The 16,087-nt window shown below is 58.7% G+C and carries 10 protein-coding genes; 2 read left to right on the plus strand and 8 right to left on the minus strand.

Annotated features, from left to right (window positions below):
* Nucleotide 1: 1 nt before the first annotated feature.
* The 8 genes from EJD88_RS15320 to EJD88_RS15355 all read right to left on the minus strand — a co-directional run bounded on the left by EJD88_RS15320 (nucleotide 2) and on the right by EJD88_RS15355 (nucleotide 14,065).
* Complete coding sequence (locus EJD88_RS15320) at nucleotides 2–1,012, minus strand: ABC transporter permease subunit (protein ID WP_003171721.1); 1,011 nt, start codon at nucleotides 1,010–1,012, stop codon at nucleotides 2–4.
* A 76-nt stretch (nucleotides 1,013–1,088) separates the two neighbouring features.
* Complete coding sequence (locus EJD88_RS15325; protein WP_158878396.1) at nucleotides 1,089–2,684, minus strand: ABC transporter substrate-binding protein; 1,596 nt, start codon at nucleotides 2,682–2,684, stop codon at nucleotides 1,089–1,091.
* Nucleotides 2,685–2,763: 79 nt separating this feature from the next.
* On the minus strand, nucleotides 2,764–4,179 hold the full coding sequence (locus EJD88_RS15330) for an OprD family outer membrane porin (RefSeq protein ID WP_099587075.1): 1,416 nt from the start codon (nucleotides 4,177–4,179) through the stop codon (nucleotides 2,764–2,766).
* 170 nt (nucleotides 4,180–4,349) lie between these two features.
* Nucleotides 4,350–5,903, minus strand: a complete 1,554-nt coding sequence (locus EJD88_RS15335) for an ABC transporter substrate-binding protein (protein WP_371926558.1) — start codon at nucleotides 5,901–5,903, stop codon at nucleotides 4,350–4,352.
* Nucleotides 5,904–6,258: 355 nt separating this feature from the next.
* A complete protein-coding gene (locus tag EJD88_RS15340) occupies nucleotides 6,259–7,887 on the minus strand; it encodes an ABC transporter substrate-binding protein (protein ID WP_099587077.1) in 1,629 nt (542 codons plus the stop codon).
* A 258-nt stretch (nucleotides 7,888–8,145) separates the two neighbouring features.
* On the minus strand, nucleotides 8,146–9,747 hold the full coding sequence (locus EJD88_RS15345; protein ID WP_112193447.1) for an ABC transporter substrate-binding protein: 1,602 nt from the start codon (nucleotides 9,745–9,747) through the stop codon (nucleotides 8,146–8,148).
* Between the two features lie 119 nt (nucleotides 9,748–9,866).
* The gene (locus tag EJD88_RS15350; RefSeq protein WP_158878397.1) at nucleotides 9,867–13,166 is read right to left on the minus strand and encodes a dermonecrotic toxin domain-containing protein; all 3,300 of its coding nucleotides are present in this window, start codon (nucleotides 13,164–13,166) and stop codon (nucleotides 9,867–9,869) included.
* A 188-nt stretch (nucleotides 13,167–13,354) separates the two neighbouring features.
* A complete protein-coding gene (locus EJD88_RS15355) occupies nucleotides 13,355–14,065 on the minus strand; it encodes an SIMPL domain-containing protein (protein ID WP_099587080.1) in 711 nt (236 codons plus the stop codon).
* A gap of 204 nt (nucleotides 14,066–14,269) precedes the next feature.
* On the opposite strand from EJD88_RS15355, the gene EJD88_RS15360 reads away from it, so the two are divergent.
* Nucleotides 14,270–15,532 (plus strand): ATP-binding protein, encoded by a 1,263-nt coding sequence (locus tag EJD88_RS15360; protein WP_099587081.1) that lies wholly within the window; start codon nucleotides 14,270–14,272, stop codon nucleotides 15,530–15,532.
* Complete coding sequence (locus tag EJD88_RS15365; protein WP_003171731.1) at nucleotides 15,525–16,085, plus strand: response regulator transcription factor; 561 nt, start codon at nucleotides 15,525–15,527, stop codon at nucleotides 16,083–16,085. Before EJD88_RS15360 ends, EJD88_RS15365 begins: the two co-directional genes overlap by 8 nt.
* Nucleotides 16,086–16,087: the final 2 nt, after the last annotated feature.

A 16,087-nucleotide genomic window follows, 5' to 3' on the forward strand; every position in this document is an offset into this window, starting at 1 on the left:
CTCAGCGCTGGTGACGGATACGTGGGTTGGCGAAGCCGTAGAGGATATCCACCACGAAGTTCACCAGGATCACCAGGCAGGCGATCAACAGGATGCCGTTTTGCACTACCGGGTAGTCCCGCGCGCCAATGGCTTCGATCAGCCATTTGCCGATGCCGGGCCACGAGAAGATGGTTTCGGTCAGTACCGCACCGGCCAGCAGGGTGCCGACTTGCAGGCCGACCACCGTGAGCACCGGGATCAGCGCGTTACGCAGGCCGTGTACGAATACCACGCGCGCCGGCGACAGGCCTTTGGCCTTGGCAGTACGGATGTAGTCTTCACGCAGCACTTCGAGCATGGATGAACGGGTCATCCGTGCGATCACTGCCAGCGGGATGGTGCCGAGCACGATGGCCGGCAGGATCAAGTGGTGCAGCGCATCCCAGAACGCATCCGGCTCGTCAGCCAGCAGGGTATCGATCAGCATGAAGCCGGTGCGCGGCTCGATGTCGTAGAGCAGGTCGATGCGCCCGGAAACCGGGGTCCAGCCCAGGCTCACCGAGAAGAACATGATCAGGATCAGGCCCCACCAGAAGATCGGCATCGAATAGCCCGCGAGGGAGATGCCCATCACCCCGTGGTCGAACAGGGATCCTCGCTTGAGTGCCGCGATCACCCCGGCCAACAGGCCCAGGATACCGGCGAACAAAAGGGCGGCCATGGACAGTTCCAGGGTCGCCGGGAAAAGGGCGGTGAATTCGGTCCACACGCTGGTACGGGTACGCAGCGATTCGCCAAGGTCGCCCTGGGCGAGCTTGCCGACATAGTCCAGGTATTGCGCATACAACGGCTTGTTAAGGCCAAGGCGCTCCATTGCCTGTGCGTGCATCTCGGGGTCGACGCGCCGCTCGCCCATCATGACTTCGACGGGGTCGCCAGGGATCATGCGAATCAACGCAAACGTGAGCAACGTGATGCCGAAAAACGTGGGGATCAATAACCCCAGTCGGCGGGCAATAAAACTAAACATCTTGTTGTGTACCTCAATCAGCCGGTTAGGCAGGTTCGGCACCGTCCCAGTGGGCGGTGCCGAGCGTTTCTCTTATTTACTTCACCTGGGTGGTGGCGAAGTTATTGTTCGTCAGAGGGCTTTGGGTATAACCCTCGACGTTCTTGCGCATGGCGGTGAACATTTTCGGGTAAGCCATGGGAATCCACGGTTGGTCCTGATCGAAAACGTCCAGTGCTTGTTGATAGAGTGCGGCCCGTTGCTGGGGTTCAGCGTCGGCGCGGGCCTTATCGATCAAGTCCTGAAACTCTTTGTTACACCAGCGCGCGTAGTTTTCGCCGTTTTTCGCTGCATCGCAACTCAGGTTCGGCGTGAGGAAGTTATCCGGGTCGCCGTTATCACCGGCCCAGCCGGCAGATACCATGTCGTGCTCGCCGGCTTTGGCGCGCTTGAGCATCTCGCCCCATTCCATGACCTTGATGTTCACTTTCAGGCCGATTTGCGCCAGGTCCGCCTGCATGCGCTGGGCGCCGAGCATTGGGTTAGGGTTGGTCGGGCCGCCGCCGTTACGGGTGAACAGGGTGAATTCGGTGCCTTCCGGTACACCGGCTTCCTTGAGCAGGGCGCGGGCTTTGTCCAAGTTGCGCTCAGGGTTTTTCAGCTTGTCGTTGAAGCCAAGCAGCGTCGGTGGATACGGGCCGGTGGCATCGACGGCGTTGCCTTTGCCATACAGGGATTCGTTGTAGCCTTTCTTGTCGAACGCGATATTGATCGCATGGCGCACCCGCGCGTCGCTCATGTACTTGTGGGTGGTGTTCAGGGCGGTGTAGGCGGTGGTCATCGCCGCCAGTTCGGCGACCTTCAGGTTCGGGTCTTTCTTGATGCTGGGCAGGTCATCGGGCTTGGGATACAGCGCGATCTGGCATTCGTTGGCCTTGAGCTTCTGCAGGCGCACGTTGTTGTCGACTGCAATGGCCAGAACCAACGGATCGGCCGGAGGCTTGCCGCGGAAGTACTCCGGGTTGGCCTTGAAGCGCACCTGAGCGTCCTTCTGGTAGCGCGTAAAAATGAACGGGCCGGTGCCGATCGGCTTGCTGTTGAGCTCTTCGGTCTTGCCGGCGGCGAGTAGCTTGTCGGCGTACTCGGCGGAGTGGATGGCGGTAAACGGCATCGCGACATCGGCCAGGAACGGTGCCTCAGGGCGGGTCAGGGTGAAGACCACGGTATGGTCATCGGTCTTCTCTACGCTCTTGAGCAGTTCCTTGAAACCCATGCTTTCAAAGTAGGGGTAGCCCACGACGGACTTGTTGTGCCACGGGTGTTTCGGGTCCAGCTGGCGCTGGAAGCTCCACAGCACGTCGTCGGCATTCATGTTGCGCGTGGGTTTGAAGTAGTCGGTGGTGTGGAACTTGACGTCGTCGCGCAGGTGGAATGTATAGGTCAGGCCGTCGTCACTGATTTCCCAGGAAGTGGCGAGCGCTGGCACGATCTCGGTGGTGCCGGGCTTGAAGTCCACCAAACGGTTGAACATGGTTTCAGCGGCGGCATCGGCGGTGACGGCGGTGGTGTACAGGACCGGGTCAAAACCCTCCGGGCTGGCTTCGGTGCAGACCACCAGCGGTTTGGCTGAAATGCCGACAGCCACGCTCAACAGCGCGGCAGCCATGGCGGCTTGTAGCGGTAGCATTTTCATTCAGAGCCCTCTGCAATCGATGGACCAGACAAGCGTAGACGGCGGGCTCGTCCTGAGCCCGCCGTCTACCTGGCGCTAGTTAAAGAATGTTGAATGGAATGGTGGTGACCAGGCGGAATTCGCGCAGGTTGCCGTCAGACTGGTTCTCGCTGGCGCGGTGCGTCACGTAGGTGGCGCGAACGGTAGTGGCTTTCAGAGGACCGCTCTGGATCGCATAGGAAGAACCGATGCCGTATTCCTGGTGGTGTTCGCCGTTCTGGGACTGAATGCCGTTGTAGGCGAAGTCTTTCACACCGTTGTCACCACGGTAGTGAGTACCGTCGATGCCCCAGCCGCGAGCCGAGTAGATGTTGAACTTCAGACCTGGAACGCCGTATTCGGCCATGTTGATGCCGTAGGCAACCTGGAAGGATTTCTCGTTCGGACCGTTGAAGTCAGAAGTCAGGGAGTTCGCCAGGTAGATGCCGTTCGTTTCGTGCAGGTAGTCGAAGTACTCGTTACCGTTCACTTCCTGGTACGAGAAGGTCAGGCTGTGAGCCTGGTGAGTCAGGCCGAGCGACAGCGAGTAAGTATCGTTGTCGATGTCGCCCATCAACTTTTTGCCTTCGTCGACGGTCTTGTAGTAGTTCAAGCCGGTAGTCAGGCTCAGTACTTGGCTATCGCCCAGTTCATGGGTAGCGCCGAAGTAGTACTGGTTCCAGAAGTCTTTGACGTTGGCGGCGAAGACGCTGGTTTTCAGGCTTTTCAGTGGCTGATAGTTGAAGCCCAGGGTGTAGACCTTGTCGGTCTCAACGCCGCTGCTGCTGTACTCGCTGCGGAATTTCGACAGGCTTTGTTCAGTACGCGGCGAAACGCGGTCAAACACGCCACCCTGGAACGACAGGTTGCTGAACTCTTCGCTGTTGAAGCTCACACCTTCAAAGCTCGAAGGCAGTGCACGGTTGCCGATGGTGTCCATGATGCCGCTGCTGAAGTTCTGGCGACCGGCGGTCAGGGTCGTGTTCGAAACACGGAATTTGACGTTAGCCAGGCCCAATTTGCTCCATTGGCCTACGGCGTCACCGTAAGTGTGGGCCAGTGTGCGGTTGGAACCGCCAGCGATGTCTTTTTGATCATCGATCAGCGCGATGTAGTTGTAGGCCGCCACTTCGGTGCTCACGCCAACAGTGCCTTGGGTGAAACCCGAGGTGTAGTTGAGGATGGTGCCTTGGGCCCAGTTATAGCGGCGAGAAACGTTGGTTTTTACATCTGCGGCTTTATCGGCGGCATTTTTGTAATAGCCAAACTTCTGACCACGAAACTTCATTTCGTTGGAGTACCAGTTACGCGTGGTACCGCCCAGGCTTTGACCGTCGATAAAACCTTTGGCCTCGCTTTGGGCGCTGGCGCCGGCCAGTGTGGTCGGAACGAAGTCCTGGCTGACGGGCTCAGCATAGGCGGTAGCCGTGATGCTGCTGATGGCCAGGGCCAGAAGCGCTTTGCTGCTCAGTTTCATGGGTGAAGCTCCTTTGGTTCTCTTTTTTATGCCGGTCTTTTTAGGTGAACCGACTATTGGTGTGTAACTCGTTCAGGCACTTGCAAACGTTTGCCGTAGGAAATTTCCCAATAAATGGCTGCACGTTTGCCGGAGAGCTGACTTCGCTCTCCTGCAATCCGGTTATTTTCTTATGGGGTAATACTGACGCCCGAGAACACGTTGCGGCCGAAGGGGCTCACTTTGAAGCCTTCGACTTTGGTGCTTAACGGCTGGTTGACCGTCGAGTGGGCGACAGGCGTGATCGGCACTTGCTGCTTGAGCAACTGCTGCGCCTGTTTGTAGAGAACAGTCCGTTGTTCGCGGTCGGTGACGACCTTGGCTTGCTTGATCAGCTTGTCATACGCCGGGTCACACCACATGGAGTAGTTGTTCCCGCCGATGGCGTCGCAGCTGTAGAGAGTGCCCAGCCAGTTGTCCGGGTCACCGTTGTCGCCGGTCCAGCCGATCAGGCTGATATCGTGCTCACCGTTCTTGGTGCGCTTGATGTACTCGCCCCATTCGTAGCTGACGATCTTCACTTTCAGGCCGATCTTGGCCCAATCGCTCTGCAGCATTTCAGCCATCAGCTTGGCGTTGGGGTTGTACGGCCGTTGCACCGGCATCGCCCACAGGGTGATCTCGGTGCCTTCCTTGACGCCGGCAGCCTTGAGCAGTTCCTTGGCTTTTTCCGGGTTGTAGGCGGCGTCCTTGATGGTGTCGTCGTAGGACCATTGGGTCGGCGGCATGGCGTTGACCGCCAGTTGCCCCGCGCCCTGGTACACGGCGTTCAGGATGCTCTGCTTGTTCACCGCCATGTCCAGCGCCTGGCGCACTTCGAGCTGATCGAAGGGCTTGTGGCGCACGTTGTAGGCGATGTAGCCGAGGTTGAAGCCAGGCTTGGTCAGCAGTTGCAGATTCGGGTCGGCCTTGAGCGCATCGACGTCAGCCGGACGCGGATGCAGGGTCACCTGGCATTCGCCGGCCTTGAGCTTCTGCACCCGCACCGAGGCGTCGGTGTTGATGGCGAAGATCAGTTGATCGAGCTGAACGCGGCTTGGGTCCCAGTACTGTTTGTTGCCCACGTAACGGATCTGCGAGTCTTTCTGGTAGCGCTGGAACACGAACGGGCCGGTGCCGATCGGTTTCTGGTTGATGTCGCTGGGCTTGCCGCTCTTGAGCAACTGCTCGGCGTATTCGGCCGACAGGATCGCGGCGAAGCTCATGGCGATGTTTTGCACGAACGCGGCGTCGACCGTATTCAGGGTCATCACCACGGTGTGTTCGTCGGTTTTCTCGACCTTGGCGATGTTCTTGTTCAGGCTCATCCCGTTGAAGTACGGAAACTCGGTGGGGTAGGCCTTACGGAACGGGTGATCAGGGTCCAGCATGCGGTTGAAGGTGAACAGCACGTCGTCGGCGTTGAAGTCGCGTGTTGGCTTGAACTCCTTGTTGCTGTGGAATTTCACCCCTTCACGCAGGTGGAAGGTGTAGGTCAGGCCGTCTTCGGAAATATCCCACTTGGTGGCCAAGCCAGGCACTACGTTGGTTGCGCCTTTTTCAAACTCGACAAGTCGGTTGTACAGCGGCTCGGCTGCGTCGTTGTCGGTGGCGGTGGTGTATTGCGCTGTGTCAAAACCTGCCGGGCTGCCTTCGGAGCAGAACACCAGGCTCTTCTTGTCGGCGGCGTGACCCATGGTGGCCATGGCCAACAGGCTGGTGCCAAAAATGGCGGATAGAACGGTGGTATGGCGCATGACGATCCCGATCCTTGTTTGTAGTTGTCATCAGCGAACAATCACCCAGGCGCAAGGCCTGGGGGACAACGCTGATCCCACACACAGCAAGTGCCTTTCCCGAGTTGGAGCCTCTGCTGTCCTACGACGTTATGAGTCGCGGACTTCAGAGTAAATGCGCCAAATCGGATTGACCCTGTAGGCAACGGAGTCAGGTGTCGCGGTTTTTTGCTGTAGGAAGCATCGACTGCGAACGTGCTCATTTTCCTAAGGGCCAGGCGGATGCAATAACGGCGACGTTATGAAACGTCGCCGTCAATGATCCTTACTTGCCGCTGACGCTCACGCCGTAGAAGGAGTTCAAGCCAAACGGGCTGATCTTGAAGTCCTGCACGGTGTTGCGCATGGGTTGATACACCGTCGAGTGCGCGATAGGTGTCATCGGGACTGCATCTTTGAGGATATGTTGCGCCTGCTTGTACAGCTCGGTGCGTTTGGCGACATCCGATGTGGCCTTGGCTTCTTTCACGACGCCGTCGAATTTCTTGTCGCACCACTTGGAGAAGTTGTTGCCGGACAGGGAATCGCAGCCGAACAGCACGTTCAGCCAGTTGTCCGGGTCACCATTGTCGCCGCTCCAGCCAATGATCATGGCCTGGTTCTCGCCGCCTTTGGAACGCTTGATGTACTCGCCCCACTCGTAGCTGGTGATCTTGACCTTCAGGCCGATCTTGGACCAGTCGTTCTGCAGCATCTCAGCCATCAGTTTGGCGTTCGGGTTGTACGGACGCTGAACCGGCATGGCCCACAGCACGATCTCGGTGCCTTCCTTGACGCCCGCTTCCTTGAGCAGCGCCTTGGCTTTCTCGGGGTTGTAGGCGGCGTCCTTGATGGTGGTGTCGTAGGACCATTGGGTCGGCGGCATGGCGTTGACGGCCAGTTGGCCGGCGCCTTGGTACACGGAGTCGATGATCTGCTGCTTGTTCACCGACATGTCCAGCGCCTGGCGCACGCGCAGGTCAGCCAGCGGGTTGGGCTGGTCGCTGCCCTTGACCTTGTCCATGACGTTGTAGGCCACATAACCCAGGTTGAAACCGGCCTGGTTCGGCAGTTTCAGGTCCTTGTCTTCGCCCAGCGCCTTGAGGTCGGCCGGGCGAGGGAACAGGGTGATCTGGCATTCGTTTTTCTTGAGCTTCTGGATACGCACCGACGGGTCGGTGGTGATGGCGAAGATCAGGTTGTCGATCTTCACGTCTTCAGGTTTCCAGTAGTCCTTGTTGCCGGTGTAGCGAATGTTCGAATCTTTCTGGTAGCTCTTGAACACGAACGGGCCAGTGCCGACCGGCTTCTGGTTGATGTCCTGGGGCGTACCGTTTTTCAGCAACTGGGCGGCATATTCGGCCGACTGGATCGACGCGAAGCTCATCGCCAGGTTCTGGATGAAAGCGGCGTCCACGGTGCCAAGGGTGAACTTGACGGTGTGGGCATCGACTTTCTCGATGTTCTTGATGTTGGTGTCCATCCCCATGTCCGTGAAGTACGGGAACTCAGTGGGGTAGGCCTTACGGAAAGGATCGTCTTTATTGATCATCCGATTGAAGGTGAACAGCACGTCGTCAGCCGAGAATTCACGAGTCGGCTTGAAGTACGGGGTGGTGTGGAACTTGACGCCTTCGCGCAGGTGGAAGGTGTAGGTCAGGCCATCCGGGGATACGTCCCAGCTGGTGGCCAGGCCAGGAACCACGGCGGTGCCGCCACGTTCGAACTGGCTCAGACGGTTGAACATGGTTTCGGCCGAAGCATCGAAGTCTGTTCCGGTGGTGTACTGGCCTGGATCGAAACCGGCCGGGCTCCCTTCGGAGCAGAACACCAGGTTAGTCGCCGCTTGGGCGAAAGGGGCCGCGGCCATAAGGCCAGCGCTCACTAATAACGGAAGGACTGCGTGTTTAAGCATGTTGGCCTCATGATTTGTTGTCATTTTTGGTGGTGAGGGCGACCTCGTGAGTCGGCCTGCGGATACTTATGCAGGCGCCATACCCATTGCAAGATGCTGAACCACTGCAGGCCGGAAAGAGTGGTACGAACGTACAGGAATGTCGCAATTATGAAACTTTCGACATATTTGTATCTATTTAGAGGGTTTTTTCGGTGCGGATGGCGCACCAAAAAAGCCCAGCCGAGGCGTCTGGCGCACTCGGTTGGGGCGCAGCTGTTACTTATCTAGACTCACGCCGTAGAAGGGCGTCAAGCCGAACGGGCTGATCTTGAAGTCTTTGACTTCCTTGCGCAGGGGTTGGAAAACCGTCGAGTTCGCAATAGGCGTTATAGGTACTTGTTCCTTAAGTATTTTTTGCGCCTGTTGATACCACTTGATGCGCTGCTCGCGGTCGCTGCTGACCTTGGCCTGTTGCACCAGCTTGTCGTAGGCCGGGTTACACCATTTCGCATAGTTGCTGCCCTTGACCGCAGCACAACTGTAGAGCACGCCGAGCCAGTTATCCGGGTCGCCGTTGTCGCCGGTCCAGCCGTAAATCATGGCGTCGTGCTCGCCGTTTTTGGCGCGCTTGATGTACTCGCCCCACTCATAACTGACGATATTGGCCTTGATGCCGACTTTTTCCCAATCCTGCTGGATCATCTGTGCCGACATGCGCGCATTCGGGTTGGACGCACGTTGTACGGTCATGGCCCACAGGTTGATGGTGGTACCGGGTGCAACCCCTGCTTCTTTTAGTAGCGCCCGCGCCTTGGTGGGATCGTAGGGTGCATCCTTGATCGTCGGGTCATAAGACCACTGCGCCGGTGGCAGTGCGTTCTGCGCCAATTGTCCGGCGCTTTGATACACGGCTTTGATGATCGCCGGCTTGTCGATGGCCATGTCCAGGGCCTGGCGCACCTTGAGCTGGTCCAGTGGCGGGTGGGTCACGTTGTAGGCCAGAAAGCCCAGGTTGAAACCGGCTTGTTGCAACACGCGCAGGTTCGGGTCTTGCTTCATCACGTCGATGTCAGCGGGGCGCGGGTAGCCGCTGACCTGGCATTCGCCGGCCTTGAGCTTTTGCAGGCGCGACGCGGCATCCGGGGTGATGGCGAACACCAGGTTGTCGAGCTTCACGTCCTCGGGTTTCCAATACTGTTTATTGGCCACGTAGCGAATCTGCGAGTCTTTCTGGTAGCGCTTGAACACAAACGGCCCGGTGCCCACCGGTTTCTGGTTGATGTCCGAGGCGCTGCCTTGCTTGAGTAACTGCGCGGCATACTCGGCGGACTGCACCGAGGCGAAGCTCATGGCCAGGTTTTGCACGAAGGACGCATCGACGTTGTTCAGGTTGAAACGCACGGTGTGTTCGTCGAGTTTATCGACGCTTTTGATCGTGGTGTTCAGGCCCATGTCTGTGAAGTACGGCGACTCGGAAGGGTAGGCCTTGCGAAACGGGCTCTCGGCATCCAGCAGGCGGTTGAAGGTAAACAGCACGTCGTCGGCATTGAAGTCGCGGGTTGGCGTGAAGAAGTCGGTGGTGTGGAACTTGACGCCTTCGCGCAGGTGGAAGGTATACGTCAGGCCCTCTTTGGAAACGTCCCAACTCGTCGCCAGGCCGGGCTCGACTTCGGTGCCGCCGCGCTTGAACTGGGTCAGTCGGTTGAACACGGTTTCGGCGGACGCATCAAAATCAGTGCCGCTGGTGTACTGGCTGGGATCGAAGCCGGCGGGGCTGGCTTCGGAGCAGTAAACCAGGGTGCTGGCCGCGTGGGCCATCGGCATAAAGGCCAGCAGGCCGGCGGCAAGGAGGAGCGGTTTGAAGGCGATTCTTTCCATGGAGACCCCTGAAGTGGCGAGGCAGAAGACTGCCTGAATGCAAACGGCGATAACCCGAGGTTACCGCCGTTTATGGCGCGCTAGATAGGTTAAATCGCTTTATCTACGGGTTCAGGGGCTCACATCAGTGAAGGTGTCGAGACCTCTATCTTGGTGGGTGCCTTGGGGTCGATCGTGAACACGTCACCGGTCAGATCATTGTTCTCACGTATCGTGAAGGTTCTGGTGCTGACAATATTCAGGTCATTAGCGTTGATTAGCCCATCATCGGTGACCTGTCTGAGTTGCCATCGGGTAATAGCCTTGACGCTATGAGCGCCGCCGTCCGGGTCATAAGTGATGATGAAGTCTTTCTCCCTTGCGGCCACGGAGAATCCCTCTTTAAGGGCTGGAGGCATCAATTCGACAAGAGCGGGAAACGAACTTCCCTGGTGGGCTACCTCGGAGACGCGGGCTCGAAGTTCCGGGTTCGGAATCGTTTTTTCCAGTGTTGCGATCCGTTGTCCTACGGTGTCCTCAAACGTGTCCCCTCGGTAATCGAGGTCAGTACGCAGTTCGCCATTCGGTTGTTTTGTGATCACGCTGTAGCGTTCACGATTCAGATCGGGTGCAAAGCTGGAAGAGTACTGGCTGTTTGAGAATGTTGTGGGCTGGGCGCGTTCGCCCTCAGTGACGCTAAACGCACCATCATCGACTTGCCACGAAGCAATGAGCTTGCGCTTGATGTTTGAGCCATCCTCATAAACGCTGTCAGTGAATTGATAGTCGGTGTTTTCCTTGAGGTTCAGGTAGTCGTCGAACTTTTCTGCACCCTCGATTTTCGATCCATCGCTTTCGACAAAACGCTCTGAAAAGCTGGATGAGCCCGCTGAGTGGTTGCTGGGTGTCGGAGATGGAGGGCGATTCCAGGGCCAGCGCGCCCCGCCATCGGCTGAGGCTCGGGCCCACTCGCCATCTCCAGTGGCGTGCACCGTCATTACCGGCTTGCCGGTATCTGGATCAATGATCTGCACATAATCATTGCTCAGTTTGAAGTCGCTTTTTATCTCATATATCTGGCGAATCCCGGAGGTGTCTGTGTAGGGGACAAACCAACGATCAGCACCGGTTGCTGCATCTTTCGCCTGGTAGATTCCCTTGGCGTTACGCACAGCATTTTCAATCAGCCGTTCGCCGTCCGGCACCGCGTATTGGCGGATGCTGCCCGCCTGGCTTGGCTGCAAGCGGTTGGGAATAGATACGGTTTGCGGCGCTTCAACCCGAGGGCGCGAGCCTGGGATGGGCGTGTACGGTTTTTCTTCTGGCGGAACAAACGGATCCTCGACTGGGCCACTGGCACCGACCGAGAACAAGGTGTTCAACAACCCATCAAACGCCTTGGACGCACCGTCGTTGCGTTCAGCCAGTGTATCGCCGGAGGCTTGTTTTTCTGCACCCAGCGCCAGTTCGGTCACTCCCGCCACGACTGCGGCGGCCGCAACGGGCGCAGCGATGGGGGCCAGCTTGGCCAGCAAGCCAGCTGCGACGGTAATGTCGTTAAGCCATATGTCCCGCGTTACCTCGCTGTTGGACTTGATCATGACGTCGGCATCGCTGGTCATTCGCGCTTTACTCGCGGAGGTCATGCTGGCGAAGACATCGCCTTCGATATGCGATCCATCACCATCGAACGTCGGGTCTTTCAGCTTTCCAGCGGCGAGTTTTTCGAGCGTTGTGTCCAGACCTTCTGTTTTGGTGCCGACATTGGCCAGCCCCAAGATGGGCATGAACACTTTTGCCAAGCGCTCAATGGTGCCTGCCTCATGGTCCTGGCGGCTGATCAATGGGAAATGAGCGAGCAGGGCCGCGCGCTTTTTGGGGGCCTTGGCTTGATCGATCACCCATTGATCCAGCTTCTCAAGGGAGTCAAATCGCAGAAACGCCGGCTCGGCGCCTGGGATGTAGAGGACTTGCCTGCCGCCATCGTCAGCACTGAATCGCACGATGTCGTTAGACAAGAAACCCTTGATATTGAACGCGTGCGCCTGCACGACACCCTTTACCGGGGCTTCGGCCCTGAGCTGTTCGACAGTGAGTGGTGCATTTTCGTCGAGTGGAACGTTGGACATCGCGCCCATGACCAAGCGGTAGTCTTCACGGCTGAAGCGATGCTCGGGAGCTTGCAGTGCCTGCTCGGCAGGTGGCCGGGCTTGAGCCGTCTTCAGTTGTTTTCGGGCCTGATAGGCGAACTCGCCTTTGATTGATGTCTGGTAGTCCGAACTGCGGGTGTTCCAGAATTCGTCGATTTTTTGTGTCATCAATGTTTGGAAGTCAGTTTGCCAACTGGCATGCATGAGGTCAGAGGGCGCCACACGGTATTGGTTGTGCGCGCCATAACCCCCTGCTTGGCTCTTCCCGGGGCCGTCGGTGTAGATGCCTGCCTCAGAGTCGAGGTTGCCTGGGGTCCAATCGCTCTCAGAAAAGTTCTTCAACAATGCGTCCGGCAGGCGGAGTGAGGAGGTCGGCTCCTCGTTCAGGTGCTCCCAGCCTGTGACGGTCGAAGCGCTTTGCGCGCCATTGAAACGGTTCAAGTACAGGGTATCGGCATCCACATGTTCGCCGGTTAATTTGAAGATGACGGACTCCGCCCAGATTTTTGCATGGGCGCGCACGTTTGGCAGGGCGCCGGCAACCTCCGTCGCCAGGTGTTTGTAGGCCAATGCTTGAGGCGCTTGGGTGTAATACGTCTGGGCGTTGAGTTTGAGCGTTTCGAGGGCGTGTGCCGAGCGGCTCTGCGCCGGGCGCACGCGATCATCCGGCGCGATGGGGTTAAAGCCTTTTTGCTCTTCCAACTGTCTGATTTGCGCCCTGGCCTGGCGCAATGATGACGGCAGGGGCGTGCCCTGGAAGTTGGCGACCACCCCCGCGGTGACTCGTATGTAATCGTCGCCAAATCGCATCTGCAACCGTTCAACAGTGCCCGGCGCAATCACTTGGGCGGCCTCCAGCAACGGGCCGCTGACGTTACCCCAGCCTGAGTTATCGGTGAGGGAGAACGTTTTCAGTTGGCCTTCTACGGTGGCGGTCAGGGTGCCTTTACGGGGGTTGACGGTGAGCAAGGCGCTCTGGTCGATCTTCTGTTCCTGCATCCAGCCTTGAACGACTGGGTGCTCCACTTGCGCGCGATACACCCCCAGCCACTGGCCCATAACGCTCAAGGGTGGGACTTTTATAAGCTCTGGTGTTTTGCCCAAAATTTTGCTTTGCACTGCGCCGATGTAAGCCTCAAGGAGGGCTGCTTCGTGAGGTGAGGCCGTCAGGCTGGGTTCGGCTATTGGCGCCTGGACAATAGGGGTTGCGGCCCGTGATGGCGGCTCGGTCGATAAACGGGGGAGATGGAGCTGTGCGACAACGTTGGCGTTACTGGCTGTTAGGGGCATGGTTTCAGTTCTCGTTATCTAAATAGATGCCTAGTCAGCACTCCCTGTTGGCTGCGGCACTATTTGTGTATCGAAAACCGAGTGGTTGATTCCAACGGATATGCTGCTGGATATAACGTGATTGGGTGGCGAATTGCCGAAAAAAAGCGCAACCCTGCAAGGACTGCGCTTTTTTTGGGGTAAGGAGGTTATTGCAAGACTTCGATCACCCCGTCGGCGCTCATGCTGACTTGGCTGGTGCCGGCTTCCACTTCAGGCGTCGGCGCGGAATCCATCATGGCGGCCTTCATCATCATCCCGCCACGGGCGTAGGGCTGTGGATAACCATTGGTGTTGAAATTCAGATTGACGATCTTGTAGCCCTTGCCGCCCAGCGCATCGGTGGCCAGTTGTGCACGGGCTTTAAAGGCGGCAACCGCGTCCTTGAGCAGGGCATCTTCGCTGGTCTTGCGCGTGGTGTCGGCGATGGCGAAGTCCATATTTTCCATCTTCAGCGTGTTCAGCAACTCGCCGGTGAGTTTGGACAGGGCCGGGAAGTCCGCGCTTTCCAGGCGTAGTTCGGCGCGTTCACGCCAGCCGGTGATTTTCTGGTTCTTGTTGTCGTAGATCGGGTAGCTGTTGCGACTGCCCTGGCGCAGGGTCACGGCCTTCACTTCACGGGCCTGGCCCAGGGCCTTGTTCATCGTGGTGGTGATTTCGGCGGCGAGCTTGGCTGGGTCGGCATTCTGGGATTCGGTGTAGAGGGTAACGATCATCTTGTCGCGGGCCACCTCCTGGCTGACCTCGGCGCGCAAGGAAATCTGATTGTAGTTCAGTGCGTCGGCGGCCATGGCTGGAAGGCTGGCCAAGGTCGCGGCGCTGAGGGTGAAGACGACTGCACTGTGAGTGAAACGAGACATGGAAGCTCCTTAGGGGTGTTCGTATCGGTATGACTGTAGACGCACGCATCGGGTTCTTAGGGTTTACACATCACCTACAAATGTTCGTGGCGCCGACGAACGGTCGTTTGCCGGCCTGCGGCAAAGAGCCACACGCGCCGTGCCAGCAGGTCGGCTTCGTTTATACTCCTGCCGATCCGCCTGCAGCGCTCATCGGGAGAGCTCATGCTCGCCGCCGTAAAACTGACTTCCGCCACCCGCCAGAACCTCTGGCGCCTGACGTTCATCCGTACCCTGGTACTGGCCGCACAGGCCGGTTCGGTCGGGCTTGCCTATTGGTTCGACCTGCTGCCGCTGCCGTGGCTGCAACTGGGCGTGACCCTGGGCTTCTCCACCGTGTTGTGCGTGTTCACGGCTATTCGCTTGCGTACCACGTGGCCGGTGACCGAACTCGAATATGCGCTGCAACTGGCCTGCGACCTGTTTATCCACAGTGTGTTGCTGTACTTCTCCGGCGGTTCCACCAACCCGTTTGTGTCTTATTACCTGGTGCCGTTGACTATCGCGGCGGTGACCTTGCCGTGGCGCTATTCGGTAGTGCTCTCGGGTATCGCCCTGACCCTCTACACCCTGCTGCTGGCGCGGTTCTACCCGTTGCAAACGTTCCCCATCGCCCGGGAAAACCTGCAGATCTACGGGATGTGGCTGAGTTTTGCGCTGTCGGCCGCCGTCATTACTTTTTTCGCCGCACGCATGGCCGAAGAGCTGCGCCGCCAGGAAGAACTGCGCGCCATACGCCGTGAAGAGGGCCTGCGCGACCAGCAATTGCTGGCCGTCGCCACCCAGGCCGCGGGGGCCGCCCATGAGCTGGGCACACCGCTGGCGACCATGAGCGTGCTGCTCAACGAAATGGTCCAGGATCATCACGATCCGGCGCTGCAAGAAGACCTCGGCGTGCTGCGCGAGCAGGTCAAGCAGTGCAAGCAGACCTTGCAGCAGTTGGTGCGCGCCGCCGAAGCCAATCGCCGCCTGGCGGTCGACATGCAGGACGTGACCCGGTGGCTCGACGAAGCGCTCAACCGCTGGCACCTGATGCGGCCTGAAGCCAGCTACCGATTCCACCTGCTGGGGCAGGGCACCGTGCCGCGCATGGCGCCGCCGCCGGACCTGACCCAGGCGCTGCTCAACCTGCTCAACAACGCCGCCGACGCCTGCCCGGAAGGCCTGGGCGTGCAGTTGGACTGGGACGCGGAAAACGTGACCATCAGCATTCGTGACCACGGCGCCGGCGTGCCGCTGGCCATTGCCGAGCAAATCGGCAAACCCTTTTTTACCACCAAGGGCAAAGGCTTCGGCCTCGGCCTGTTTTTGAGCAAGGCCAGCGTGACCCGCGCGGGCGGCTCAGTGAAACTCTATAGTCATGAGGAAGGTGGCACGCTCACCGAGCTGCGCCTGCCCCGTGTCGCACGAGGAGATATCGATGAGTGACGAGATCCAAGTCGAAGGCGAAGAACTGCCGCACTTGCTGCTGGTAGATGACGACGCCACCTTTACCCGCGTGATGGCGCGCGCCATGAGCCGTCGTGGATTCCGCGTGAGCACCGCAGGCTCCGCCGAAGAAGGCCTGACCATCGCCCAGGCCGACCTGCCGGACTACGCCGCGCTCGACCTGAAAATGGACGGCGATTCCGGCCTGGTGCTGCTGCCCAAGCTGCTGGAACTCGACCCGGAAATGCGCGTGGTGATCCTCACCGGTTACTCCAGCATCGCCACCGCCGTTGAGGCCATCAAGCGCGGCGCCTGCAACTACCTGTGCAAGCCGGCGGACGCGGATGATGTGCTGGCGGCGCTGCTCTCCGAACACGCCGACCTCGACACCCTGGTGCCGGAAAACCCGATGTCGGTGGACCGTTTGCAGTGGGAGCACATCCAGCGTGTGCTGACCGAACACGAAGGCAATATCTCCGCCACTGCCCGTGCGTTGGGCATGCACCGCCGCACCCTGCAGCGCAAATTGCAGAAGCGTCCGGTACGACGCTGAAC

This window comes from Pseudomonas sp. PB105 (assembly GCF_009764655.1).
Lineage (GTDB): Bacteria > Pseudomonadota > Gammaproteobacteria > Pseudomonadales > Pseudomonadaceae > Aquipseudomonas > Aquipseudomonas cyclaminis.

Excerpts from the sequence above, each read along its gene's own strand:
- EJD88_RS15330 (WP_099587075.1), bottom strand. The coding sequence starts at position 4,179 with ATGAAACTGAGCAGCAAAGCGCTTCTGGCCCTGGCCATCAGCAGCATC.
- EJD88_RS15335 (WP_371926558.1), bottom strand. The coding sequence starts at position 5,903 with ATGGCCACCATGGGTCACGCCGCCGACAAGAAGAGCCTGGTGTTCTGC.
- EJD88_RS15355 (WP_099587080.1), bottom strand. The coding sequence starts at position 14,065 with ATGTCTCGTTTCACTCACAGTGCAGTCGTCTTCACCCTCAGCGCCGCG.
- EJD88_RS15345 (WP_112193447.1), bottom strand. The coding sequence starts at position 9,747 with ATGGAAAGAATCGCCTTCAAACCGCTCCTCCTTGCCGCCGGCCTGCTG.
- EJD88_RS15365 (WP_003171731.1), top strand. The coding sequence starts at position 15,525 with ATGAGTGACGAGATCCAAGTCGAAGGCGAAGAACTGCCGCACTTGCTG.
- EJD88_RS15320 (WP_003171721.1), bottom strand. The coding sequence starts at position 1,012 with ATGTTTAGTTTTATTGCCCGCCGACTGGGGTTATTGATCCCCACGTTT.
- EJD88_RS15325 (WP_158878396.1), bottom strand. The coding sequence starts at position 2,684 with ATGAAAATGCTACCGCTACAAGCCGCCATGGCTGCCGCGCTGTTGAGC.
- EJD88_RS15360 (WP_099587081.1), top strand. The coding sequence starts at position 14,270 with ATGCTCGCCGCCGTAAAACTGACTTCCGCCACCCGCCAGAACCTCTGG.
- EJD88_RS15350 (WP_158878397.1), bottom strand. The coding sequence starts at position 13,166 with ATGCCCCTAACAGCCAGTAACGCCAACGTTGTCGCACAGCTCCATCTC.
- EJD88_RS15340 (WP_099587077.1), bottom strand. The coding sequence starts at position 7,887 with ATGCTTAAACACGCAGTCCTTCCGTTATTAGTGAGCGCTGGCCTTATG.